Consider the following 22,202-nt stretch of genomic DNA (forward strand, 5'->3'; position numbering starts at 1 on the left):
TCCGGAAGCTCGGTCAGCCGCGGACGAGCTTCACCAGGTGGTCCACCACGGCGTCCACCGCGATCTCCTCGCGGTCGCCGGACTTGCGGTCCTTGACCTCGACCACGCCCTTCGCCAGGCCGCGGCCGACGACCAGGATCGTCGGCACCCCGACCAGCTCGGCGTCGGCGAACTTGACGCCCGGCGTGGCCTTGCGGTCGTCCAGCAGGACCTGCACGCCGGCCGCGTCGAGGTCGGCGGCCAGCTTCTCGGCGCCCGCCGCGATCGACTCGTCCTTGCCCGCGATCACCACGTGCACGTCGTACGGCGCGATCTCGCGCGGCCACACCAGGCCCAGCTCGTCGTGGCTCTGCTCGGCGATCACCGCGACCAGGCGGGACACGCCGACGCCGTAGGAGCCCATCGTGATGCGGATCGGCTTCGAGTCCGCGCCGAGGGCGTCGACCTGGAACGCGTCGGTGTATTTGCGGCCCAGCTGGAAGATGTGTCCGATCTCGATGCCGCGCGCCGCGACCAGCGTGCCCTGCCCGTCCGGCGAGGCGTCGCCCTCGCGCACCTCGGCGGCCTCGATCGTGCCGTCGGGGTGGAAGTCGCGGCCGGCGACGAGGTCGACGACGTGGTGGTCGGCCTTGTCGGCGCCGGTGACCCACGCCGTGCCGGTGACCACGCGCGGGTCGACGAGGTAGCGAACCCCGTTGTCCTGCAACGCCTTCGGGCCGATGTAACCCTTGACGAGGAACGGGTTGGCGGCGAAGTCGGCCTCCTCGAGCAGCGCGACCTCGGCCGGATCCAGCGACGCTTCGAGGCGCTTCTGGTCGACCTCGCGGTCACCGGGGATCCCGATGCCGAGGATCTGCCAGTCCTTCTCGCCCGGCTGGCGGATCTTCACCATCACGTTCTTGAGTGTGTCCGCAGCGGTGAAGGTGCGGCCCAGATCGGTCTTGGTGTTGAGGTAGTCGACCAGCGTCTGGATGGTCGGCGTGTTCGGCGTGTGGTGCACCTGCGCGTCCGGCTTGTCCTCGGTGGACTGCGCGGGCGGCGGCGGGGTGACGACGGCCTCGACGTTGGCCGCGTACCCGGAGGCGTTGCTGCGGACGTAGGTGTCCTCACCCGTTTCGGAGACGGCGAGGAACTCCTCGGACGCCGAGCCGCCCATCGCGCCGGAGGTGGCCGTGACGATCACGTACTCCAGGCCCAGCCGGTCGAAGAGGCGGATGTAGGCGTCGCGGTGCAGCTGGTAGGACCGGGACAGGCCGTCGTCGTCGAGGTCGAAGGAGTAGGAGTCCTTCATGACGAACTCGCGGCCGCGCAGGATGCCCGCGCGGGGGCGCGCCTCGTCGCGGTACTTGGTCTGGATTTGGTACAGGATGACCGGGTAGTCCTTGTACGAGCTGTACTCGCCCTTCACGGTGAGGGCGAACAGCTCCTCGTGCGTGGGGCCGAGGAGGTAGTCGGCGCCCTTGCGGTCCTTGAGGCGGAACAGGGCGTCGCCGTACTCGGTCCAGCGGCCGGTCGCCTCGTACGGCTCGCGCGGCAGCAGCGCGGGGAAGAGGATCTCCTGCCCGCCGATCGCCGCCATCTCCTCACGGACGACCCGCTCGATGTTGCGCAGCACCCGCAGGCCCAGCGGCAGCCACGAGTACCCGCCCGGCGCGACCCGGCGGACGTAGCCGGCCCGCGTCAGCAGCTTGTGGCTGGGAACCTCGGCGTCGGCCGGGTCCTCGCGCAGCGTGCGCAGGAACAACGACGACATCCTGGTGATCACTGGGCTGCTCCTCGGCGTCGAAACACGGTGTGAACAGGGTAGTCAGGGGCGTCCAGCGGTTATCGGGCGGGCCGGAATTGTCGGTGCGGCGCGCTACCGTCCGGGCATGACTCTCGAACTGGGGATGGTGACCGTGGACTGCGCGGATCCACGGCAGATGGCGGCGTTCTGGTGCGGCGCGCTCGGCGTGCGGATCGACCAGGACTGGGGTGAGTACCTGGTGCTGACGCCCGCGCGCGAAGGCGGGGTGCGGCTGGGGTTCCAGCAGGTGCCGGAGGAGCGGGCCGGGAAGAACCGGCTGCACCTGGACCTGGCGACCACCGACCGGGAGGGCGAGGTCGCCCGGCTGGTCGGCCTCGGCGCGACGGCGCTCGGCGAGCACGAGGTGCCCGGCCTGGCGTGGACGGTGCTCGAGGACCCGGAGGGAAACCGGTTCTGCGTGGGCGAACCGCACTGAAGCGCGCCGAGCTGCCCCCGGCGGGGTGGGTTCCGCGTGGGCGAACCGCGCTGAGGCGCACCGAGCTGCCCCCGGCGGGGTGAGTTCCGCGTTCGGGCTGCGGCCGGGGAAAGGTGGTGCGCTCGGCCGCGGGGGTTGAGCGCGCTGCCGCCCGGCGAAGCAGGCGGCTGCGGGCGCGCCCGCGGCCGCCTCCCGAGGAAAGGCGCCCGGGACGGCACGGCAGAGCGCCCTCTCAGCGGGGCAGCACCGCGCCCAGCTCCCGCGCCGCCTCCTGGAGGGCCGGTACGAAGGCCTCCAGCTCGGCCACCGAGATCCGGTACGCGGGCGCCGCCGTGGACAGGGCGGCCATCGCCACGCCGTCGGGGCCCAGGATCGGCACTCCGACCGCCCGGATGCCGGGCTCGTGCTCCTCGTCGGCCATCGCGTAGCCGCGGGACCGCACCGAACGGATCTCCCGCGCGAACTCCTCCCGCGAGGTGATCGTCCGCGGCGCCAGCTCCGCCAGCTCCAGCGAACCCACCAGCTCCTCCCGCACCGGCGCGGGCGCGAACGCCACCAGGCACTTGCCCATCGCCGTGCAGTGCAGCGGCCCGCGCAGCCCCGGCTCGCCCCGGATCTGGATCTGCCGCGGGCCCTGCACGGAGTGCACGTAGACCTGCTCATGCCCGTCCAGCACCGCCATCAGCGTCGGCTCGCCGGTCTGCTCCGTCAGCGCCCGCAGCACCGGCAACGCCACCCCGGCGAACCCCCGCGCGTGCGACACCCGCTGCCCCAGCTCGAACAGCCGCAACCCCAGCGCGTACCGCTTCGACCCCGGATCACTGCGCGCGAAACCCTGCTCCTGCAACGAACTCAGCAACCGGTGCGTCGTGCTCACCGGGTACCCGGCCCGCCGCGCCAGCTCCGACACCCCGGCCCCGTCCGGGTACTCGCCGAGCAGCGACAGCACCCGCAGGGCCTTGCCCACCATGTCAGCCACGCACCACCCCTTGACGCCACCCGGTCAACGTTCCACACTCGATCAAGTACCGCATTGCGGAAGAGCTTTCCATATCACGGAAAGAACGGCAAGGAGGCCGCCTTGGAGAGCCCGCCACTGACCGGCACGACCGGCGCGTCCGCACAACTGGGCAGGCAGCGCTGGCTGCGCCTGATCCCGATCGTCTTCGTGACCTACAGCCTCGCCTACCTCGACCGCTCGAACTTCTCGATCGCGGCGGCCGGGGGCATGTCCGAGGACCTGGGCATCACGAGCTCGACCTCGGGCCTGATCGCGGCCTCGTTCTTCGCCGGCTACTTCCTGCTGCAGGTCCCGGGCGTGCTCTACGCCGACCACCGCAGCGTCCGCGACCTGATCTTCTGGTCGGTCCTGGCCTGGGGCGCGCTCGCCACGCTGCAGGGCCTGCTCAGCTCCGTCCCGCTGCTGATCGTCGTCCGCTTCCTGCTCGGCGCGGTCGAGGCGGCCGTGCTGCCCGCGCTGGTGGTCCTGCTCGCGCGCTGGTTCACCAAGGCCGAACGCGGCCGCGCCAACGCCTTCCTCATCCTCGGCAACCCGGTCACGGTGATGTGGCTGTCCGCCGCGTCGGGCTACCTCATCGAGGCCACCAGCTGGCGCGGGATGTTCATCATCGAGGGCGTGCCCGCCCTGATCTGGGCGTTCTACTTCCGCGCCCAGGTCCGCGACCGGCCAGCCGACGCGCCCTGGCTGGCCCCGGCCGAACGCGCGGCCGTCGACGCCGCCATCTCCGCCGAGCAGGCCGAACTCGCGACCACCACCGACACCACCGGCCGCCACCCGCTGATCGACGCCCTGCGCACCCCGGCCGTGCTGGTGTTGTCCGCGCAGTACCTGCTGTGGAGCGTCGGCGTGTACGGGTTCGTGTTCTGGCTGCCCTCGATCGTCAAGGCCGGGTCGTCCGCCGGTATCGGCGCCACCGGCCTGCTGTCGGCCGTCCCCTACGCCTTCGCCGTCGTCGCGATGCTGCTCAACTCGCGTGGTTCCGACCGCAGCAACCGGCGCATCCGCTACATCTGGCCGTGGCTGCTCGCCGGCGCGGTCACCTTCTACGGCTCCTACCTCGCCGGGCACGACGCCTTCTGGCTGTCGTTCCCGCTGCTGGTCCTCGCCGGGATCGCGATGTACGCGCCCTACGGCCCGTTCTTCGCGATGATCCCGGAGCTGCTGCCGCGCCGCACCGCCGGTGTCGCCGTGGCGCTGGTCAACTCCGCCGGCGCGCTCGGTGGCTTCCTCGGCACGTATCTGGTGGGCTGGTTGCGCACCGCCACCGGCACCGACGCCGCGGCGTTCCTGATGCTGGCGGGCACGATGGCCGCGTCCGCGCTGGTCCTGCTCGCCGTCCGCACCCCGAAGAGGAAGGTCGCATGACGCCCCGAGTTCTGCTGCCCTGGTCCGGTCTGGCCGTCCCGGACGGCCTGGACACCGCCGTCTATGACGGCACCGGCGCACCACCGGACCTGGAGCACGTCGAGTTCTACGTGCTGCCCTACGACAGCGGTCCGGAGCCGCAGGAACTGATCGCGAAGATGCCGTCTCTGAAGGCCGTGCAGTCGCTGTCCGCGGGGGTGGACAGCCTGCTGCCGCTGATCCCGGACGGCGTCACCCTGGCCAACGGGCGCGGCCTGCACGACCTCAGCGTCGCCGAGCACACCCTCGCCCTCGTCCTGGCCGCGCAGCGGGACCTGCCGCGCTGGTTCGCCCAGCAGCGCACCGGCTCGTGGGACCGCGAGCACACCCGCTCGCTGGCCGACGAGCGCGTCCTGCTGATCGGCTACGGCTCGATCGGCAAGGCCATCGAGCGGTACCTGGAAGCCGGGGAGGCCGACGTCGTGCGCGTGGCGAGCACCGCGCGCGACGGCGTGCACGGCATCGACGAGCTGCCGGAACTCCTGCCGGGCGCGAGCATCGTCGTGCTGATCCTGCCGGACACGCCGGCCACCCGCGGCCTGATCGGGGCGCCGGAACTGTCGGCCCTGCCGGACGGCGCGCTGGTGGTGAACGTCGGCCGCGGCACCGCGATCGACACCGCGGCGCTGACGAAGGAGGTCGCGGACGGCCGCCTGCGGGCGGCGCTGGACGTGGTGGACCCGGAACCGCTGCCCGCGGATCACCCGCTGTGGCAGCTGCCGGGCGCGATCATCACCCCGCACGTGGCGGGTGGTTCGGACTCGTTCCACCCCCGCGCGAAGCGGCTGGTGGAACAGCAGCTGGAGCGCTTCGCCCGGGGCGAACCGCTGGTCAACGTGGTGCGGTGATCAGGACGCCCGGGCGTACTCGACGACGTAGTCGGCCGTGCAGACGCAGTCACCGTCGACCTCGTCGCACCGGATCGTGAGGCTGTGCCGCACCAGGTCGGTGTCGGTGCAGTCCGGTTCGGTGCACTCGACCAGGGCGTCCACGTGCAGGACGAGGGTGCCGTGGCAGTGGTCGAGGTCCCGTGCGCAGCTGGGGCACTCCATGTCTGACACCTTCCGCCGGTTCGTGTTGCGGCACCTTGGTACCACCACGCCTCACCGGAAGGTGGGAGGAGGTCCCGGCGTGTCGGGTGAGGTCAGGCGCTCTTCGGCGAGCGGCGGGTGCGCGCCGAGGGGGCGGCGGGTTTCTTCGCGGCCGTGCGCTTGGCCGGTTTGCGCGCCTTCTTGGCCTCGCTGACGCTCGCCTCCAGGGCGGCCATCAGGTCGACCACGTCGGTCTGGGGCGCGCGCCCCTTCGGCCGGGTGGTCTTCTTGCCCGCGATCTTCGCCTCGATCACCGATTCCAGCGCCTCGCGGTACTGGTCGGTGTACTTGTCCGGGTCGAACACCGGCTCGGACAGCGACTCGATCAGCGAGCCGGCCATGCTCAGCTCCTGCGGCCGGACCTGAGGCAGCTCGTCGCGCAGGAACCCGAAATCCGGGGTGCGCACCTCGTCCGGCCACAGCATGGTGGTCATGACCATGACGTCGGCGTGCACGCGCAGCAGGGCCAGGGTCTCGCGCTGGCGCAGGGCGACCTTGGCGATGGCGACGTTGCCGGACTTGTGCAGCGCGTCGCGCAGCAGCACGTACGGCTTGACCGCGGCCTTCTGCGGCTCCAGGTAGTAGTGCCGGTCGAAGTGCAGCGGGTCGATGGCCTCCAGCGGCACGAACTCCAGCACGTCGATGACGTTCGAGCTGGACAGCGGCAGCTCCTTGAGGTCCTCGTCGGTGATCACGACCATCTCGCCGTCGTCGGTCTCGTACCCCTTGGCGATGTCGGCGTAGGGCACCTCTTCGCCGTCGATGGTGCAGAAGCGCTTGTACTGGATGCGCCCGCCGTCGGTGACGTGCACCTGGCGCAGGGACACGTTCTTGTTCTCGGTGGCCGCGTAGAGGTTGATCGGGATCGTGACCAGCCCGAACGACACCGAGCCCTTCCACATCGATCGCATCGCCGGGGCCCTCCGCTCCTGCCGACATAACCGCAGGTCGGACGTTACGCGAGAACCGGGCCGGCCACCAGGCGGCCAACCGGCGGCAGCGCGGCCGCCCGCGGGAGGGCAGCGCGAGTGCATCATCTCCGCACCATCACGACCCCACCGATCACCGCGCCGGAGAACTAGGCTGTGGCGGTGGCGGGCACACTTCCGAGCGAGCTCACCAGCTTCGTCGGCCGGCGGCAGGAGCTCGCGGACATCCGGCGGCTGCTGTCCGTCACGCGCCTGGTGACGCTGACGGGGCTCGGCGGGGTCGGCAAGACCAGGCTCGCGGTGCGGGCCGCGGTCGGGCTGAAACGCGCGTTCCCGGACGGGGTGCACTTCGCCGAGCTCGCCGCCCTGGACGACCCGGCGCTGCTGCCGCAGACCGTCGCCACCGCGCTCGGCCTGCGCGACGAGGCCGTCGAGCCCGCGGACCGGCTCGCCCAGTTCCTCGGCGACCGGCAGGTGCTGCTGGTGCTGGACAACTGCGAGCACCTCACCGACGCGTGCGCGACCCTGATCGGCAAGCTGCTCGCCGTGACGAGCGGGCTGCGCGTGCTCGCCACCAGCCGCCAGCGGCTCTCCGTCGAGGGCGAGCACCTGCTGCCGGTGGAACCGCTGAGCCTGCCCGAGCGGAGCGGGACGACCGAGGGCACCGAGGGCTGGGACGCGATGTCGCTGTTCGCCGACCGCGCCGCCGCGGTGTCGCCGGGGTTCGCGCTGACCGCCGGGAACGAGGCGCTCATCGCCGCCATCTGCCGCCACGTCGAGGGGCTGCCGCTGGCCATCGAGCTGGCCGCGGTGTGGCTGCGCACGCTGTCGCTGGCCGAGCTGAACGACCGCCTGACCGACCGGTTCGCGCTGCTGACCGAGGCCTCCCGCACCGCGCCGCCGCGCCAGCAGGGCCTGGAGGCGCTCGTCGACTGGAGCTACCGGCTGTGCCTGCCCGCCGAGCAGCGGGTGTGGGAGCGGCTGTCGGTGTTCCGCGGCGGGTTCGACCTGCCGGCGGCCGAGTACGTGTGCGTGGGCGAGGACATCGGCGGTGAGACGGTCCTCGGCCTGCTCGCCGGGCTGGTCGACAAATCAGTTCTGGTGCGGGTGCGGGAGACCTACGGGCACAGCGCGCGTTACCGGATGCTGGAAACGCTCGCCGAGTTCGGCGCGGCGCGCCTGGCCGAGCACGGTGATCCCGCCGAGTCCGCGCGGCGGCACCGCGACTTCTACCGCGCGCTCGCCCGCCAGTTCACCGCGGAGAAGATCACCGCGCGCCAGCAGGACTGGATCGCGCGGCTGCACAGCGAGCACGCGAACCTGCGCGCCGCGCTGGAGTCCTGGCTGGAGGAGCCGGATCCGCGGCCCGCGCTGGAAATGGCCGGGAACCTGTCGACGTTCTGGATCGCCGGCGGGCACCTGGTCGAGGGCAGCCGGTGGCTGGACCGCGTGCTCCGCCTCGACGGCGGGGCGTCAAGGGAACGGGCCCGCGCGCTGCACGCGTCGCTGCTCACCTGCACCTGGCTCGGGGTGCGCAAGGGGTTCGCGGGGCGGCTGCGGGAGTACCGGTCGATCGCGGCGGAGCTGGACGACCCGGTGATCAGCGTCGAGCTGCTGGTGTGCGAGGGCGTCAGCCGCTACTTCCTCGGTGACCCGCGACGGGCGTGCGAACTGCTGGAGAAGGCGCACGAGGCGTGCCGGGAGATCGGCAACGACGGGCTGTCCCTGCAGATCCTGCCGTACCTGGCGCTGGCGCGGTTCGTGCTCGGCGAACCGGATGCCGAGCAGGCGGGTGAGCAGGCGGTGGAACTGTGCGCGGCGCACGGCAATCCGCCCTGGTACACGGCGCTGGCGGTGTGGGTGCTGGGCCTGGCGCTGTGGCGGCGGGGCGATCTGCAGCGCGCGCAACGCCTGCAGCGCGACGCGATCCGGTTGCGCGAACCGGCGGGCGACCACTCCGGGATCGCGCTCAGCCTGGAGTCGCTCGCCTGGTGCGCGGCCTCCGAACGCCGCTACGATCGGGCCGCCCGGCTGCTCGGCGCGGCGGCGACCGCGTGGCGGCTGTCGGGCGCGGGACGGATCGAGCCGGCGCTGCAGCAGGTGTCCCAGACGCACGCCGCGCTGCCGGCTCGGGAAGCTTTGGGGCGGCAGGTGTTCGAGCAGGAGTTCGCGCTCGGGGCGTCGATGGCGTTCGGCAAGGCGGTGGCGTTCGCGCTGGACGAGCGGCGCACGCGCGCGGCGCCGGAAAGCCCGTCCCGCAACCCGCTGACCGCCCGCGAGTCGGAGATCGCCGCGCTGGTGGCGAAGGGGCTGAGCAACCGGCAGATCGCCGGGCAGCTGGTGATCTCCCAGCGCACGGCCGAAACCCACGTCGAGCACATCCTCGCCAAGCTCGGGTTCACCTCGCGCAGCCAGATCGCCGCCTGGATCACGGCGAACGAGTCATGACGGCGGAAGACCTGCGCGCCCGGGTGGCGGAGAGCTACGCGCGCCTGCGCATGCCTTCCTGGCCCGATCCGCACGCGGACCCGGACTTCCCGCGCGACGAGGAGTACTCGCGGGTGACCGATCCCGGGCGGTACCGCGTGGTGCACGCCCGCGCCCGCGTCTGGGCCGAGGTCCTGGGCACCCAGCCCGGTGTCTCGGTGGAGGCGCTCGCCCCGGGACGGCTCGGCGACGGGGAGCGGTTCGACCGAGGGGCCCGGATCACCTCCGCCCGGCCGGGCACGCTGCCGCTGCTGCTCCTGGAGCAGGACGCGCCGCTCGCGGTCCTGCACGTGGGCGTCGTCCGGCCGGAGATCGCGGTGTCGGTGCAGCCGGACTGCGGCTGCGACGCGTGCGACTGGGGCTCCGACGACCTGCTGGAGGCGATCGACGAGGCCGTCACCGCCGCCATCGGGCCGTTCGTGGCGCTGCACGGACGCGGCTGGGACGCGCAGTGGCACCCCGGCGGCGGCAGTTCCTCCGGCACGCACCACGAGCGGGCGCTCGAGCTGTGCCGCCGGCTCGCCGACGGCGAGGACGTTCCGCTCCCGGACGGCACCGAGGCCCACGTCGGCCGCTCGTGGTTCAGCTGACCTCCGCGGGCTCCCGTCGCCCGATCCGGCCCAGGCGGGCCGGCACGTCGAACCCGACCAGCAGCGCGGTGAGCAGCGTCAGGCCGGCCGCGAGCCAGCCCAGCGCCGGTCCGAGCCCGATGTGCCCGGCCACCTGGGCGCCCAGCAGCGGGGCGACCGCGCCACCGAGCGCGCCGACGTTGTAGGTGAACCCGAGGCTCGCCGCGCGCGAGCGCGTCGGGAAGTGGTCGCCGATGTACTTCGGCAGCAGCCCGGAGATGCCGGAACTGGTGCCCTGCAACACGAACAGCAGCACCCACACCAGCACGATGCTGCCCGGGCCGAGTGCGAACGCGGGGAACACGAACACCAGCGACAGCAGCAGCCCGCCGACGTAGGTGGTGCGCGTGCCGAACCGGTCGCCGAGGATCCCGGCCAGGCACGACCCGGCCGCGTACCCGAGCCCGGCCCAGGTCAGCGCGTTGGCCACCTGCCCGGCGTTGTAGTGCAGCTCCGTCTTCAGGTAGGTGGGCAGCAGCGACTGGATCGGCCACGAGTACAGGAACGCGCAGAACACGGTCAGCATCAGCCCCACCGCCACCGGCCACGCGCGGCCGCTGATCTGCGCGCCGAACACCACGAACCCGGCCACGCACAACGCGATGCACAGCGGGTACAGGTTCCCCGCGTGACCGGAAAAGATCAGCACCAGGCAAGTCGCGAGCACCAGCGTCACCACGACGTTCAGCGCGGTCCAGCGCCGGTCGAGCAGCGCGGACGCGCTCGTGGGACCGGCCTTGCCGGAGGCCACCTCCTCGGTCCAGTCCTGCGCCTCGGGCAGCGCGCGCCGCAGCCACAGCGCCACGAACACCGGCACGATCCCGAGCCAGAACAGCCAGCGCCAGCCGAGGTTCGGCACGATCAGGTCGTAGGCGCGGGCGGCCAGCACCGTGCCGATCGGGTAGGCCGACAGCAGGAACCCGGTGGCGCGGTTGCGCAGGCCCTTCGGCCAGCTCTCCATGACGTAGGTGCTGCTGGAGCCGTACTCCCCGGCCATGCCGAGGCCGACGATCGCGCGGAAGACGAACAACGACCAGTAGTCCCAGGCGAACCCGCACAGCGCGGTGCCGACGGCGTAGAGCACGATGGAGGCGATCATCGCGGGGCGGCGGCCGAAGCGGTCGCCGAACGCGCCGAGTGCGAGCCCGCCCAGCCAGCGCGACACGAAGGCGGCCGACACCAGCGTGGCGGCCGTGGCCAGCGACAGGTCGAACTCCTCGCTCAGCTCGGTGAGCACCAGCGTGATGATCACGAAGTCGAAGCCGTCGAGCAGGTAGCCCAGCCACGCCGCGCCGAACGCCTTCCACTGGCCGGGGCCCAGCCTGCGGTACCACGGGATCATGTTCCTCACCTCTGCATCGAGGGGTAGTCATGGGACGTTGGACGTCGTATGATGCCGCGGAACGTTAGCCGACGATTCCGGATGGTGGCAAGAGTGCGGACCCCGCGCAGCCAGGAGCTGGCCGACTCGATCGTCGAGCTGATCGACCGGCGCGGGCTCGGGCCCGGCGATCCGCTGCCGCCGGAACCGCGGCTGATGGCGGAGTTCGGCGCGGCGCGCAATTCCGTCCGCGAGGCGCTGCGCACGTTGCAGGCCCTGGGCATCGTGGAGATCCGGCACGGCTACGGCACGTTCGTCGGCGCGGCGAGCATGACCGCGCTCAGCCCGTCGCTGCTGTTCCGCACGCGCGCCCGCTCGCGCGACGACCTGAGCGGGCTGCGCGATCTGCTGGAGGTCCGGCAGATCCTGGCGACCGACCTGACCCGCAAGCTCGCCCGGCAGCGGGACGACGAGCTGCTGGCACAGCTCGCGGAGCGGGTGCGCCGGATGGCCGATCCGGCGACGTCGGCGGCCGCGGACGGCGAGTTCCACGAGCTGATCTGCACCGCGGCCGGCAACGAGCTGGCCGCCGAGCTGATCCGCCTGTTCTGGAGCGTCTACCGGCAGACCGAGGCGCTCATCGGGGCGCCGCGCACGCCCTCGGACGCGCTGGTGGCCAAGCACCAGCGGATCGTGGACGCCATCGCCGCGGGCGATCCGGAGGCGATCGGGGCGGCCGTGCGGCACCACTTCGACGAGGTCCGCGGCCGGCTCACCTGATTGTGTCGAATTCGATTTTCGCCCGTAACGAGTGAAGTCGGGTGGACGCCGGCACGGCTTCGAGAGGACCCTGGGCCCCAGGAGAGAAAGGGTGGGGCGATGGCGACAGTGGCCGAGCAGATGGTGCGGATCCTGCGGGACTGCGGGGTTCGCCGCATCTACGGGATCGTCGGCGACAGCCTGAACCCGGTCGTGGACGCGGTGCGGCGCACTCCGGGCATCGAGTGGGTGCACGTCCGGCACGAGGAGACGGCGGCGTTCGCGGCGGCCGCGGAGGCGCAGATCACCGGGCGGCTCACCGTGTGCGCGGGCAGTTGCGGGCCGGGCAACCTGCACCTGATCAACGGTCTGTACGACGCGCACCGCAGCGGCGCGCCGGTGCTGGCGATCGCCTCACACATCCCGTCCGGCCAGATCGGCACCGGGTTCTTCCAGGAGACGCACCCGGAGCAGTTGTTCGCCGAGTGCAGCCACTTCAGCGAGCTGGTGTCGCAGGCGGACCAGATGCCGCGGCTGCTGCGGATCGCGATGCAGACCGCGGTCGGGCGGGGCGGGGTGTCGGTGCTGAGCATCCCCGGTGACGTGGCGGAGCGGCGGGCCACCGGTTCGAGGGCCGAGACGGTGCACCTGGTCGAGCCGTCGCCGGTGGTGCCGCGGGAGGCGGCGATCGCGGAGCTGGCCGAGGTGCTCGACAGCGGCGAGAAGGTGATGCTGTTCGCCGGCGCGGGTTGCCGGGACGCGCACGACGAGGTGATGGCGCTGGCCGGCCGTCTGCTCGCGCCGGTGGGCCACTCGCTGGGCGGCAAGGAGTGGATCCAGTTCGACAACCCCTACGACGTCGGCATGAGCGGGCTGCTCGGGTACGGCGCGTGCTACGACGCGATGCACGAGGCGGATCGGGTGGTGCTGCTGGGCACGGACTTCCCGTACGACGGGTTCCTGCCGCAGGCGCACACGGTGCAGATCGACACGAACCCGGCGCAGCTGGGCCGCCGGACGCCGCTGGACCTGGCGGTGCACGGGTCGGTGAAGGAGACGCTGGCGGCGGTGCTGCCCCGGCTGCGGCAGCGCACCGACCGGTCCTTCCTGGACCGGATGCTGCGCGAGCACGCGCGGCGGCTGGAGAAGGTGGTCGACGCGTACACGCGGGACATCGAGCGGCACACGCCGATCCACCCGGAGTACGCCGCGGCGGTCCTGGACGAGGTCGCCGCCGACGACGCGGTGTTCACTGTGGACACCGGGATGGGCAACGTGTGGGCGGCCCGGTACCTGACGCCGAACGGGCGGCGGCGGGTGATCGGCTCGTTCCGCCACGGCAGCATGGCGAACGCCCTGCCGCACGCGATCGGCGCCGCGCTGTCCGCCCCGGGCCGCCAGGTGGTGTCCATCTCGGGCGACGGCGGTCTGGCGATGCTGATGGGTGATCTGCTGACGCTGTCGCTGTACGACGTGCCGGTGAAGGTGGTGCTGTTCAACAACGCCTCGCTGGGGATGGTGAAGCTGGAGATGCTCGTGGACGGCCTGCCGTCCTACGGCACGGACCACGCGCCGGTCGACTTCAGCGCGATCGCGGCGGCGTGCGGGATCTGGTCCACGAGGGTCGACCAGCCGGGCGAGGTGCGCGCCGCGCTGACCAAGGCGTTCGAGCACCAGGGCCCCGCACTGGTCGAACTGACCACCGACCCCAACGCGATGTCCATCCCACCCAAGATCACAAGCGAAATGCTGCGGGGCTTCGCGCTGGCCGCGAGCAAGACAGTGCTGAACGGCGGGGTGGGCAAGATGGTCGAGCTGGCGCGCAGCAACCTGCGCAACATCCCCCGCCCCTGAAGCCGCCACCGCTGGGCCCGCCGCCCCTGGGCTCGCCGCCCACCGGAGCCGCCACCTCTGAGCGCGGGCACCGGCCCCGCCCGCCTCCACACTCGACGCACAGGACACCCGCCCCACGCAAGAACCGCCCGCCACCCACACCAACCCCGCACTGCCGGGCCAGTTCCCCGCTCAAAGAAATCCACCCATCCCCACGCGCGCAGGTCCCCCGCCCCTGAACGCGCCGCCACCCTGGGCTCGCCGCCCACCGGAGCCGCCACCCCTGAGCGCGGGCACCGGCCCCGCCCGCCTCCACACTCGACGCACAGGACACCCGCCCCACGCAAGAACCGCCCGCCACCCACACCAACCCCGCACTGCCGGGCCAGTTCCCCCGCTCAAAGAAATCCACCCATCCCCACGCGCGCAGGTCCCCCGCCCCTGAACGCACCGCCACCCTGGGCTCGCCGCCCACCGAAGCCGCCACCCCTGAGCGCGGGCACCCGCCCACCTCCACACTCGACGCACAGGACACCCGCCCCGCGCGGACACCCGCCCCGCGCGGCACGCTCACCAGCCATCCCCCGCCGGCCGGACACCCCAACTAGGGTCGGGGCGTGCTGATTCTGCGCTCGATCGCGTTGTTCGTGCTCGCGGCGCTCGCCGAGATCGGTGGGGCCTGGCTCGTCTGGCAGGGTGTCCGGGAGCACCGCGGCTGGATCTGGGCCGGGGCGGGCGTCATCGCCCTCGGGCTGTACGGCTTCGTCGCCACCCTGCAGCCGGACGCCCACTTCGGCCGCATCCTCGCCGCCTACGGGGGTGTGTTCGTCGCCGGGTCGCTGGCCTGGGGCATGGTCGCCGACGGGTACCGGCCCGACCGGTTCGACGTCCTCGGCGCGCTCATCTGCCTCGCGGGGGTCGCGGTCATCATGTACGCCCCGCGCGGCTGAACACCGTTTCACCGGCCGCGCCCGGGGTAGTGGCACCGGTGTGGGGCACGTCGTGGCGCTGCGAGCGCTCAAACTCGGCGACTTCCTCGTGACCGTCCCGGCGCTGAAAGCGATCCGCCGCGCCTGGCCGCACCACGAGATCATGTTCGCGACCTCCGGCTGGCTCGGTCCGCTCGTCGAGCTGACCGGCTGCGTCGACACCGTGCTACCCACTCACGGCATGGCCCCGCTCGACCGCCGCGCCCACCACCCGGACGTCGCGATCAACCTGCACGGCACCGGCCCGCACAGCAACACCGTGCTCGACGCCCTCCACCCCGGCCGCCGCATCGGCCACAGTGGACACGGCTGGCCCGGTCCAGTGTGGATCGACGACCTCCACGAACGCGTCCGCTGGTGCCGTCTGCTCACCGAACACGGCATCCCCGCCGACCCGGGCGACCTCCACCTGCCTCCGCCCACGCGCGCCAGTCAGGCACCGGGCGCGATCGTCGTCCATCCCGGCGCCGCCTTCGGCAGCAAACGCTGGCCCGTCGACCGGTTCGCCACCGTCGCCCGTGCCCTTCGCGCGGCCGGGCACCGCGTGGTGATCACCGGTACCGTCTCCGAACGGGACCTCGCCGCCACTCTCGCGGCGCCGGTGGACCGCCTCGCGGGACGGACGGACCTGCTCGGTCTGGCCGCACTCGTCGCCGAGGCCCGGCTGGTGATCTCCGGCGACACGGGCATCGCGCACCTCGCCTACGCCTTCGGCACTCCGTCGGTCACGTTGTTCGGGCCCGTCCCGGCCCGGCACTGGGGACCGCCACCCGGCCCGCACCGCACGCTGTCAGCCGACGAGCTGCGCCGCGGGGACCCGTTCGCGCCCGATCCGGACCCCGCGTTGCTGCAGGTCCAGCCCGCCGACGTGCTCGCCGCGGCCGCCGAACTGGTTTGCGCACCAGCGGAAGTGGTAGCCGAGAGCGGACGAAGGGAGGCGACCGTGCCGGACGACAAGCACGACGAGCTGGCCGAGTCGAAGCAGGCACTGGCCGAGGCGAAGGAGGCGGCGCGCGCCGCGAACCTCACGCGGCCCCACGAGCAGGCCGAGCAGGAGGGCGCCCCGACCGAACACCCACCCCACCAGGAGGACGACGACCACTTCTCCCCGTCCTGAGGGGCGAGCTGTGCTGGTTGGGGCCGCGGCCGCCGTGGCGGCGGGTCAGGCCCATGGGCGCGGCCGCCGCACGTGGAGCGCACTGGGACCGCCTCGGCAAGGGTCAGGCCCGCCAGCGGGGCCCTATCGCACTGACGGCAGCGAGGCCGCCCGCCGCGGCGCTGCCCCTTGGCGGCTGGTCGGGCACCCCGCGGTGCCGCCCTTGACGGCCCTCGCCCACTCCGGCGAGCAGCACCTCCGGCGGCCCGTACGGGCGCGGCGGCGGCGTGAACACGGGCGTCATCACCGTGTGCGTGTCCGCAGCGCCAGCACAACCGCCCGCCGGAGAGTTCCTGCAGGTCGTTCGCGGTCTGGGCGACCGTCCTCGGGTTGCGTGCGAACGCCACCGCGATCGCCGTGCCCAGCGAGATCCGCGCCGTGGCGCCGGACGCTACCGCCTGCGGTTCCGGAACAGGCACTCCTGCGCGAGGCTCGCCAGCAGCACCCCGTCCCGCGTGCGCACGGTGCCGGTGTACCAGCCGCGGGCGCCCGCGACGCTCTGCGGCACCAGGTCCATGTGCACCCAGTCGTCGAGCCGGCCCGGCCGGTGGAACCACACCGCGTGGTCCAGGCTCGACGACGCGGACGCCTCTTCGTTGCCGAACGCCGCGACCCCCGACGAGATGTCCGACAGGTAGGTCAGGACACAGGCGTGGATCAGCGGGTCGTCGGGCAGGTCGAGCCGGCAGCGCGCCCAGAAACGCGTCGGCCACTGGCCGTCCGGGTAGGGCTGCGGCGGCAGCGCGCCCTGCATCGAGAACAGCCGCGGCATGCCGCCGCTGGGCAGCTGCTCCGGGTCGCCCTCGGGCCGCTCGGGGTGGGCCTCGCGGTCGACGCCCTCCTCCCGGCGGTGGAAGGACGCCGACATGTTGAAGATGACCTCGCCGTTCTGCACCGCGACGACCCGGCGGGCGGAGTAGCTACCGCCGTCACGGTCGCGGTCGACGTGGAAGATCGTCGGCCGGGTCGCGTCACCCGGCCGCAGGAAGTAGCCGTGCAGCGAGTGCGGCAACCGGTCCGCGTCCACGGTGCGGCCTGCCGCGGCGAGGGCCTGCGCCGCGACCTGACCGCCGTAGAGCGGCAGGGGGTCGTCGAACACGAGGTTGGCGCGGTAGAGGTCGCGGTCGATCTCCTCGAGGTCGAGCAGGTCGGCCAGGGTGGGCTCGTCCACCGCTTTCTCACTGACGGCGTGCATTACCGCACGGTAATACAGGAAGTGCGTCCAGGCAGGCGGTGGTAGACAGGTATCACAACGGGAGGAGGCGTCCGTGACCGAGCGCAAGCCCCCTGACGTCAGCTTCGAGACCTGGGTGGAAAAGCAGATCCGCGAGGCCGCCGAGCGTGGCGAGTTCGAGAACTTGCCCGGTGCGGGGAAGCCGTTGGCGTGGCTGAAGAAGCCGCACGACGAGAACGCGTGGCTGCGGGAGAAGCTGGCGCGGGAGAACATCACCTACCTCCCGCCGTCGCTGGCCCTGCGCAAGGAGGCGGCGCAGGCCAGGGCGGCGGCGGGCGCGGCGGATTCGGAAGCCGAGGTGCGGCGGATCCTCACCGAGATCAACGAGCGGATCGTCGCCGCGATCCGGCGCCCGCCGCCGGGGCCGCCGCTGAACCTGGCGCCGTTCGACGTGGAGCACATCGTCGCCGAGTGGCGTGCGGGCCACGCCTCGAGCGGGGGACACTGATCATGAACGCGCTCGCCGAGCACGTCGCCGCGGTGCCGCTGGTGGACCACCACGTGCACGGCGCGTTCACGGTCGAGCTGGAGCGGGCCGAGTTCGAGGGCCACCTCAACGAGGGCTCCCCCGATCCGATCCCGCCGTGGATGACGCAGTTCGACTCGCAGCTGGGCTTCGCGGTGCGGCGGTGGTGCGCCCCGGTGCTCGACCTGCCCGCGCACGCCCCCGCCGACGAGTACTGGCAGCGGCGCGCCGAGCTGGGCGTCGAGGAGGTGACCCGGCGGTTCCTCGGGGGCGCCGGGGTGAGCGACTGGATCGTCGACACCGGGTACGCCACCAGCTCGCTGCTCGGGCTGGAGGGCATGGAGTCGGCCTCCGGCGGGCGGGCGCACGAGGTGGTACGGCTCGAGGCGCTGGCCGAGGAGCTGGCGCTGGAGAACGTGTCCGGGCGCGACTACGCCGACGCGTTCACCGCCCGGCTGGCCGCGCGGGCGGAGAACGCCGTGGGGGCCAAGTCGATCCTCGCCTACCGCACGGGTTTCGACATCGACCTGACCCCGCCGTCGCCGGCCGAGGTGACGCTGGCGGCCGGCCGCTGGCTGGACACCGCGGGCGACGAGCCGCGGCTGGACGACGAGGTGCTGATCCGGTTCGGCCTGCACGCGGCGATCGCGCGGGGCCTGCCGCTGCAGCTGCACACCGGGATCGGCGACCGGGACCTCGACCTGCACCGCGTCAACCCGCTGCACCTGCTGGACTTCCTGCGCGCGACGCCGGACGTGCCGGTCCTGCTGCTGCACTGCTATCCGTACCACCGCGAGGCCGGGTACCTGGCGCAGGCGTTTCCGAACGTGCACTTCGACGTGGGGCTGGGCATCAACCACACCGGGGTGCGCAGCGTGGCGGTGGTGGCGGAGTCGTTCGAGCTGGCGCCGTTCGCGAAGCAGCTGTACTCGTCGGACGCATGGGGGCCGCCGGAGCTGCACTACCTGGGCGCGCTGCTGTGGCGCCGCGCGGTGGCCACCACGTTCGGCCGGTGGGTCGCCGAGGGCGACTGGTCGGAGGCCGACGCGCGACGCGTGGCGACCATGATCGCGCGCGACAACGCGCGGCGGGTCTACCGGCTCTGACCGCGGCGCGGGGTGCGGCCTCGGACGGGCAGCACGCTCCCCACGCGACGGGCTGCCGCCCCGGCGGCACGCCCCCGGCGGGTTGCCGCCCCGGACGGGGGCACGCTCTCGGTGCGCCTCCGGTGGAGGCGCCGGGGTGCGTCAGCACCGGCCAGCCGCCCCGCCGGCGCGGGGCACGACCGCAGGCGCCACTCGTGCCTGCCCGTGCAGGCGGCGGTCCCGCTTCGCGCGCGTCACCGGCACCAGCGCCACCGGCGCGGACGGCACGGTGCGTCGGCGCTGCCTACGGCATCGCCACCGGCCGGCCGGGCCAGGCGCGCGCGGATTTCCCGGCCGGGGCCACCCAGCACCTACCGCCCAGGCGTCAGCGGCTCGGCCAGCCCAGGCGCCAGCCGACCGGGCCAGGCCGAGCGCCAGCCGGCCAGGTCAGGCCCGCGTCGGCCCAGTCGCTTGCTCAGGCCTACCAGCCCTGGCCGCGCAGCCGGTCCAGCAGGCGGCGGTCCCGCTTCGTGGGGCGGCCCGCTCCGCGTTCGCGGCGGGCTACTGGGGTCAGTGCCTCCGGTGGGGGCGCCGGGGTGCGGTCGATGTAGCACGTCGCCGCGTCGGGGGCTCCCACTCGCTTTTCGATGACCCGCACGACCTCCACGATCCGCGTCCGGTCATGCACCCTGGCCCGCACGGTGTCGCCCGGGTGCACGCCCGTCGCGGGCTTCGCTGGGCGGTCGTTCACCCGCACGTGCCCGCCGCGGCACGCCGCGGCCGCGTCCGATCGGGTCTTGGTCAGCCGGACCGCCCACAGCCAGCGGTCCACGCGCGTGGACTCCATGGTCATCCATCTTGCCTCGCCGGCGCCTTCACCGGCAGGATCGCCGCCAGGCCGGCCGCCAGGATCAGCACGATCCCCGCCATGCCGGCCCGCTGGCTGTCGAAGATCGCGATGAACCCGCTGAACGCCAGCGGCCCCAGGAAACTCACCGCGCGGCCAGTCGTCGCGTACAGGCCGAACGCCTCACCCTCGCGCTCCGGCTCCACGATCCGCGCCAGGAACGTCCGGCTCGCCGCCTGCGCCGGGCCCAGGAACACCGACAACGCCAGCCCGCACACCCAGAACGTCGCCTTGCCGGGCAGCGCGGTCAGCGCGACCCCGATGATCACCAGCGCGATCAGCGACACCACGATCACCGTCTTCGGGCCGAGGCGGTCGTCCAGCCGTCCCCCGCTGACGGCGCCGATCCCCGCGGTCACGTTCGCCACGATCGCGAACAACACGACCTCGGTCTGGCTGAACCCGAACGTCCCGGCCGCGATCACGCCCCCGAAGGTGAAGATCGCGGTCAGCCCGTCCCGGTAGACGGCGCTCGCGGCGAGGAACCACAGCGTCCGCCGGTCGGTTCGCCACAGGTGCGCCAGCCGCTTGGCGAGCACCTTGTAGCCGGAGAAGAAGTTGCCCCGCGCCTGTCCGCGCAACGGCGGGTTCTCCGGCACGAACAACAGCACCGGCAACGCGAACACCAGGAACCACACCGCGACGAACAACGCCACCGCGCGGATGTTCAGGCCGTCCTCGGAGGTGACGCCGAACAACCCGACGTCCGGCTGCACGAACGCGAACAACACCACCGCCAGCGCGATGACGCTGCCGAAGTAGCCCATGCCCCAGCCGAACCCGGACACCCGGCCCATCGTCTTCGGCGTGGACACCTGCACGAGCATCGCGTTGTAGTTGACCTCGGCGAACTCGAAGAACACGCTGCCGACCGCGAGCAGGACCAGCCCGGCCAGGAGGTACGACGGTTCGTCCTCGACGAAGAACAGCCCGGCGGTGCAGGCGATCGCGACGGCGCTGTGGATCCCCAGCCACAGCTTGCGCCGCCCGCCGACGTCGCTGCGCTGCCCGGTCACCGGGGCCAGCAGCGCGACCGCGACCCCGGCGATCGTCAACGCGACGCCAAGCGCTTGCGATCCGCTCTCCGTGTCGGCGGCGACACCGTCGGTGAGGTAGACGCTGAAGACGAACGTGAGGATGACGGCGCTGAACGCGGACGCTCCCCAGTCCCAGAACGCCCAGCTCAGCACGGCTTTCCGGGCACCTGGCGCGGCGTTGGTGGTGGCGGTCACGGCATGATTGTCCACGAGCCGGATGAACCGCTCCGCCCGGCCGGGTGAACGGCGTCACCAACGCCAACTGGCAAATGTTGACAAGCTCACGACCGGTAACCCGGACCCCTCCCCCGGCGATACCAGGGGTATCCGGAAGATCGCGGGAGGGTTCGCAGTGGGTTTCGGCCAGTCCAAGACACCGGTCACCGACCGTCCGGTCTGGCTCGTCCTGACGGCGGTGTTCGCGGTGACCGCGGCGGTGCAGGCCTACCTGGCGCTCGCCATGGGGGTGTGGTTGTCCGGCGTGCTGGCGGTCGTGCTCGCGATCGCCGCGGCGGGGTCGTTCGCCGCCGCGGCGAAGGCGACGCCGATCACACGTCGAAGTCGACCGTGAGCTCGTCCGACACCGGCAGCGACTGACAGGTCAGCACGAACCCGTCGGCGACCTCGCTCTCCTCGAGCGCGAAGTTGCGGCGCATGTCCACCGCCCCGGCGGTCACCTTGGCGCGGCACGTGCCGCACACGCCGCCCTTGCACGCGAACGGCAGGTCCGGCCGCGCGCGCTGGGCGCTGTCGAGCACCGGCACGTCCCGCGGCACGGTGATCGTGGTGGACCGTCCGTCCAGGACGATCGTCGCCTGGCTGACGATGCCGTCGAGCGGTTTCTCCTCGTGCCGCACCGGCTCCGGCGGCACGTCGTCCACGTAGAACAGTTCCTGGTGGATCCGTTCCGCGGGCACCCCGGCCGAGCGCAGCCGGTCCTGGGCGACCGTGACCATGCCGAACGGGCCGCACAGCCACCAGTGGCCGACCGCCGAGACGTCCGGGATCAGCGCCAGCAGCGCCGACAGCTTCTCGCCGTCGAGCCGCCCGGTGAACAGCTCCGCCTCGCGGGGTTCGCGGGAGAGCACGTGCACCAGTTCGAGCCGGTCCGGGTAGCGGTCCTTGAGGTCGGCCAGCTCGTCGGCGAACATCACGGTGTCCGTGCGGCGGTTGCCGTACAGCACGGTGACCGTCGCCGCCGGGTCGCGCAGCACCGTCGCCGCGATCGACAGCACCGGCGTGATGCCCGATCCGGCCGCGATCAGCACGTGGTGCTCGGGCACCGACAGGTCCGGCGTGAAGTTCCCGGTCGGCGTGCCGACCTCGATCTCGTCGCCGGGCCGCACCTGGCGCACCAGCCACGTCGAGAACAGCCCGTCCGGCACCTCACGCACCCCGATGCGCGGCTTGCTGCCTTCGGCCGCGCAGATCGAGTACGACCGGCGTTCCTCGCGCCCGTCGATCGTCCGCCGCAGCGTCAGCGACTGGCCGGCGCGGAACGCGTAGGCCTCCGCCAGCTCGGGCGGCACGTCGAAGGTGACCGCGACGGCGTCGTCGCACAGGCGCGTCACCTCGGCCACGGTCAGCGTGTGGAAGTCGCCCCGCAGCCTGGACTTGGTGCTCGCGGTCACC

General features: G+C 72.6%; 21 protein-coding genes and 1 pseudogene. 12 read left to right on the forward strand and 10 right to left on the reverse strand.

The genetic code is table 11. The features are described 5' to 3' along the window. Nucleotides 1-13: 13 nt before the first annotated feature. Entirely contained in the window at nucleotides 14-1,765 is a 1,752-nt protein-coding gene (locus tag L1857_RS28880) for a proline--tRNA ligase (RefSeq protein ID WP_094004248.1), read from the reverse strand. A gap of 106 nt (nucleotides 1,766-1,871) precedes the next feature. Here L1857_RS28880 and L1857_RS28885 point away from each other — a divergent pair, with 106 nt between their 5' ends. Continuing rightward, nucleotides 1,872-2,222, forward strand: a complete 351-nt coding sequence (locus tag L1857_RS28885; RefSeq protein WP_116110533.1) for a VOC family protein — start codon at nucleotides 1,872-1,874, stop codon at nucleotides 2,220-2,222. A gap of 232 nt (nucleotides 2,223-2,454) precedes the next feature. Here L1857_RS28885 and L1857_RS28890 read toward each other — a convergent pair whose 3' ends face one another. Beyond that, complete coding sequence (locus tag L1857_RS28890) at nucleotides 2,455-3,192, reverse strand: IclR family transcriptional regulator (protein ID WP_094004246.1); 738 nt, start codon at nucleotides 3,190-3,192, stop codon at nucleotides 2,455-2,457. Nucleotides 3,193-3,303: 111 nt separating this feature from the next. On the opposite strand from L1857_RS28890, the gene L1857_RS28895 reads away from it, so the two are divergent. Next, nucleotides 3,304-4,608 carry an MFS transporter gene (locus L1857_RS28895; RefSeq protein WP_094004245.1) on the forward strand — a complete coding sequence of 435 codons (1,305 nt, stop codon included), beginning with the start codon at nucleotides 3,304-3,306 and terminating at the stop codon, nucleotides 4,606-4,608. Then, a complete protein-coding gene (locus tag L1857_RS28900) occupies nucleotides 4,605-5,495 on the forward strand; it encodes a 2-hydroxyacid dehydrogenase (RefSeq protein ID WP_116110534.1) in 891 nt (296 codons plus the stop codon). Before L1857_RS28895 ends, L1857_RS28900 begins: the two co-directional genes overlap by 4 nt. Here the strand turns inward: L1857_RS28900 and L1857_RS28905 are convergent, their stop codons facing one another. After that, nucleotides 5,496-5,699 (reverse strand): hypothetical protein, encoded by a 204-nt coding sequence (locus L1857_RS28905; RefSeq protein ID WP_094004243.1) that lies wholly within the window; start codon nucleotides 5,697-5,699, stop codon nucleotides 5,496-5,498. Nucleotides 5,700-5,791: 92 nt separating this feature from the next. After that, nucleotides 5,792-6,649, reverse strand: a complete 858-nt coding sequence (gene ku / locus L1857_RS28910; protein ID WP_198958150.1) for a non-homologous end joining protein Ku — start codon at nucleotides 6,647-6,649, stop codon at nucleotides 5,792-5,794. 180 nt (nucleotides 6,650-6,829) lie between these two features. Here ku and L1857_RS28915 point away from each other — a divergent pair, with 180 nt between their 5' ends. Together L1857_RS28915 and L1857_RS28920 are read left to right on the forward strand one after the other, a co-directional pair. Beyond that, a complete protein-coding gene (locus L1857_RS28915) occupies nucleotides 6,830-9,115 on the forward strand; it encodes an ATP-binding protein (RefSeq protein WP_116110544.1) in 2,286 nt (761 codons plus the stop codon). Beyond that, nucleotides 9,112-9,744: a DUF6226 family protein gene (locus L1857_RS28920; RefSeq protein WP_116110535.1), complete on the forward strand. Its 633-nt coding sequence runs from the start codon at nucleotides 9,112-9,114 to the stop codon at nucleotides 9,742-9,744. The genes L1857_RS28915 and L1857_RS28920 overlap by 4 nt, the downstream gene beginning before the upstream one ends. Here the strand turns inward: L1857_RS28920 and L1857_RS28925 are convergent. Continuing rightward, complete coding sequence (locus tag L1857_RS28925) at nucleotides 9,737-11,125, reverse strand: sialate:H+ symport family MFS transporter (RefSeq protein WP_094004241.1); 1,389 nt, start codon at nucleotides 11,123-11,125, stop codon at nucleotides 9,737-9,739. The two genes, L1857_RS28920 and L1857_RS28925, sit on opposite strands and share 8 nt — an antisense overlap. A 93-nt stretch (nucleotides 11,126-11,218) precedes the next feature. Here L1857_RS28925 and L1857_RS28930 point away from each other — a divergent pair, with 93 nt between their 5' ends. From L1857_RS28930 to L1857_RS28945, 4 genes are all read left to right on the forward strand, one after another. Next, the gene (locus L1857_RS28930) at nucleotides 11,219-11,884 is read left to right on the forward strand and encodes a FadR/GntR family transcriptional regulator (protein ID WP_249466844.1); all 666 of its coding nucleotides are present in this window, start codon (nucleotides 11,219-11,221) and stop codon (nucleotides 11,882-11,884) included. A gap of 99 nt (nucleotides 11,885-11,983) precedes the next feature. Beyond that, entirely contained in the window at nucleotides 11,984-13,717 is a 1,734-nt protein-coding gene (locus tag L1857_RS28935) for a pyruvate dehydrogenase (RefSeq protein WP_249466847.1), read from the forward strand. Between the two features lie 596 nt (nucleotides 13,718-14,313). Next, entirely contained in the window at nucleotides 14,314-14,646 is a 333-nt protein-coding gene (locus tag L1857_RS28940; RefSeq protein WP_094004238.1) for a YnfA family protein, read from the forward strand. Nucleotides 14,647-14,686: 40 nt separating this feature from the next. Further along, on the forward strand, nucleotides 14,687-15,802 hold the full coding sequence (locus L1857_RS28945; RefSeq protein WP_205413427.1) for a glycosyltransferase family 9 protein: 1,116 nt from the start codon (nucleotides 14,687-14,689) through the stop codon (nucleotides 15,800-15,802). Between the two features lie 353 nt (nucleotides 15,803-16,155). On the opposite strand, the pseudogene L1857_RS35630 reads toward L1857_RS28945, so the two are convergent. After that, a pseudogene (locus L1857_RS35630) lies at nucleotides 16,156-16,260 on the reverse strand (hypothetical protein); the annotation flags it as partial. After that, complete coding sequence (locus tag L1857_RS28955) at nucleotides 16,233-17,036, reverse strand: acyl-CoA thioesterase (RefSeq protein ID WP_116115098.1); 804 nt, start codon at nucleotides 17,034-17,036, stop codon at nucleotides 16,233-16,235. The pseudogene L1857_RS35630 and the gene L1857_RS28955, both read right to left, overlap by 28 nt. A 73-nt stretch (nucleotides 17,037-17,109) precedes the next feature. On the opposite strand from L1857_RS28955, the gene L1857_RS28960 reads away from it, so the two are divergent. After that, nucleotides 17,110-17,523 (forward strand): DnaJ family domain-containing protein, encoded by a 414-nt coding sequence (locus L1857_RS28960; RefSeq protein ID WP_094004236.1) that lies wholly within the window; start codon nucleotides 17,110-17,112, stop codon nucleotides 17,521-17,523. Between the two features lie 2 nt (nucleotides 17,524-17,525). After that, nucleotides 17,526-18,647 carry an amidohydrolase family protein gene (locus L1857_RS28965; RefSeq protein WP_249466850.1) on the forward strand — a complete coding sequence of 374 codons (1,122 nt, stop codon included), beginning with the start codon at nucleotides 17,526-17,528 and terminating at the stop codon, nucleotides 18,645-18,647. 460 nt (nucleotides 18,648-19,107) lie between these two features. Here L1857_RS28965 and L1857_RS28970 read toward each other — a convergent pair whose 3' ends face one another. After that, nucleotides 19,108-19,473, reverse strand: a complete 366-nt coding sequence (locus L1857_RS28970) for an RNA-binding S4 domain-containing protein (RefSeq protein ID WP_020422842.1) — start codon at nucleotides 19,471-19,473, stop codon at nucleotides 19,108-19,110. Nucleotides 19,474-19,475: 2 nt separating this feature from the next. Further along, complete coding sequence (locus L1857_RS28975) at nucleotides 19,476-20,765, reverse strand: MFS transporter (protein ID WP_094004234.1); 1,290 nt, start codon at nucleotides 20,763-20,765, stop codon at nucleotides 19,476-19,478. Between the two features lie 157 nt (nucleotides 20,766-20,922). Between L1857_RS28975 and L1857_RS28980 the strand changes: the two genes are divergently transcribed. Then, nucleotides 20,923-21,141 (forward strand): hypothetical protein, encoded by a 219-nt coding sequence (locus L1857_RS28980; protein WP_094004233.1) that lies wholly within the window; start codon nucleotides 20,923-20,925, stop codon nucleotides 21,139-21,141. Here the strand turns inward: L1857_RS28980 and paaE are convergent. Further along, entirely contained in the window at nucleotides 21,119-22,201 is a 1,083-nt protein-coding gene (paaE, locus tag L1857_RS28985; protein WP_116115101.1) for a 1,2-phenylacetyl-CoA epoxidase subunit PaaE, read from the reverse strand. The genes L1857_RS28980 and paaE overlap by 23 nt on opposite strands. Between the last annotated feature and the right edge of the window lies 1 nt (nucleotide 22,202).

It is taken from the genome of Amycolatopsis thermalba, from assembly GCF_023376025.1.
Classification (GTDB): Bacteria; Actinomycetota; Actinomycetes; order Mycobacteriales; family Pseudonocardiaceae; genus Amycolatopsis_E; species Amycolatopsis_E thermalba.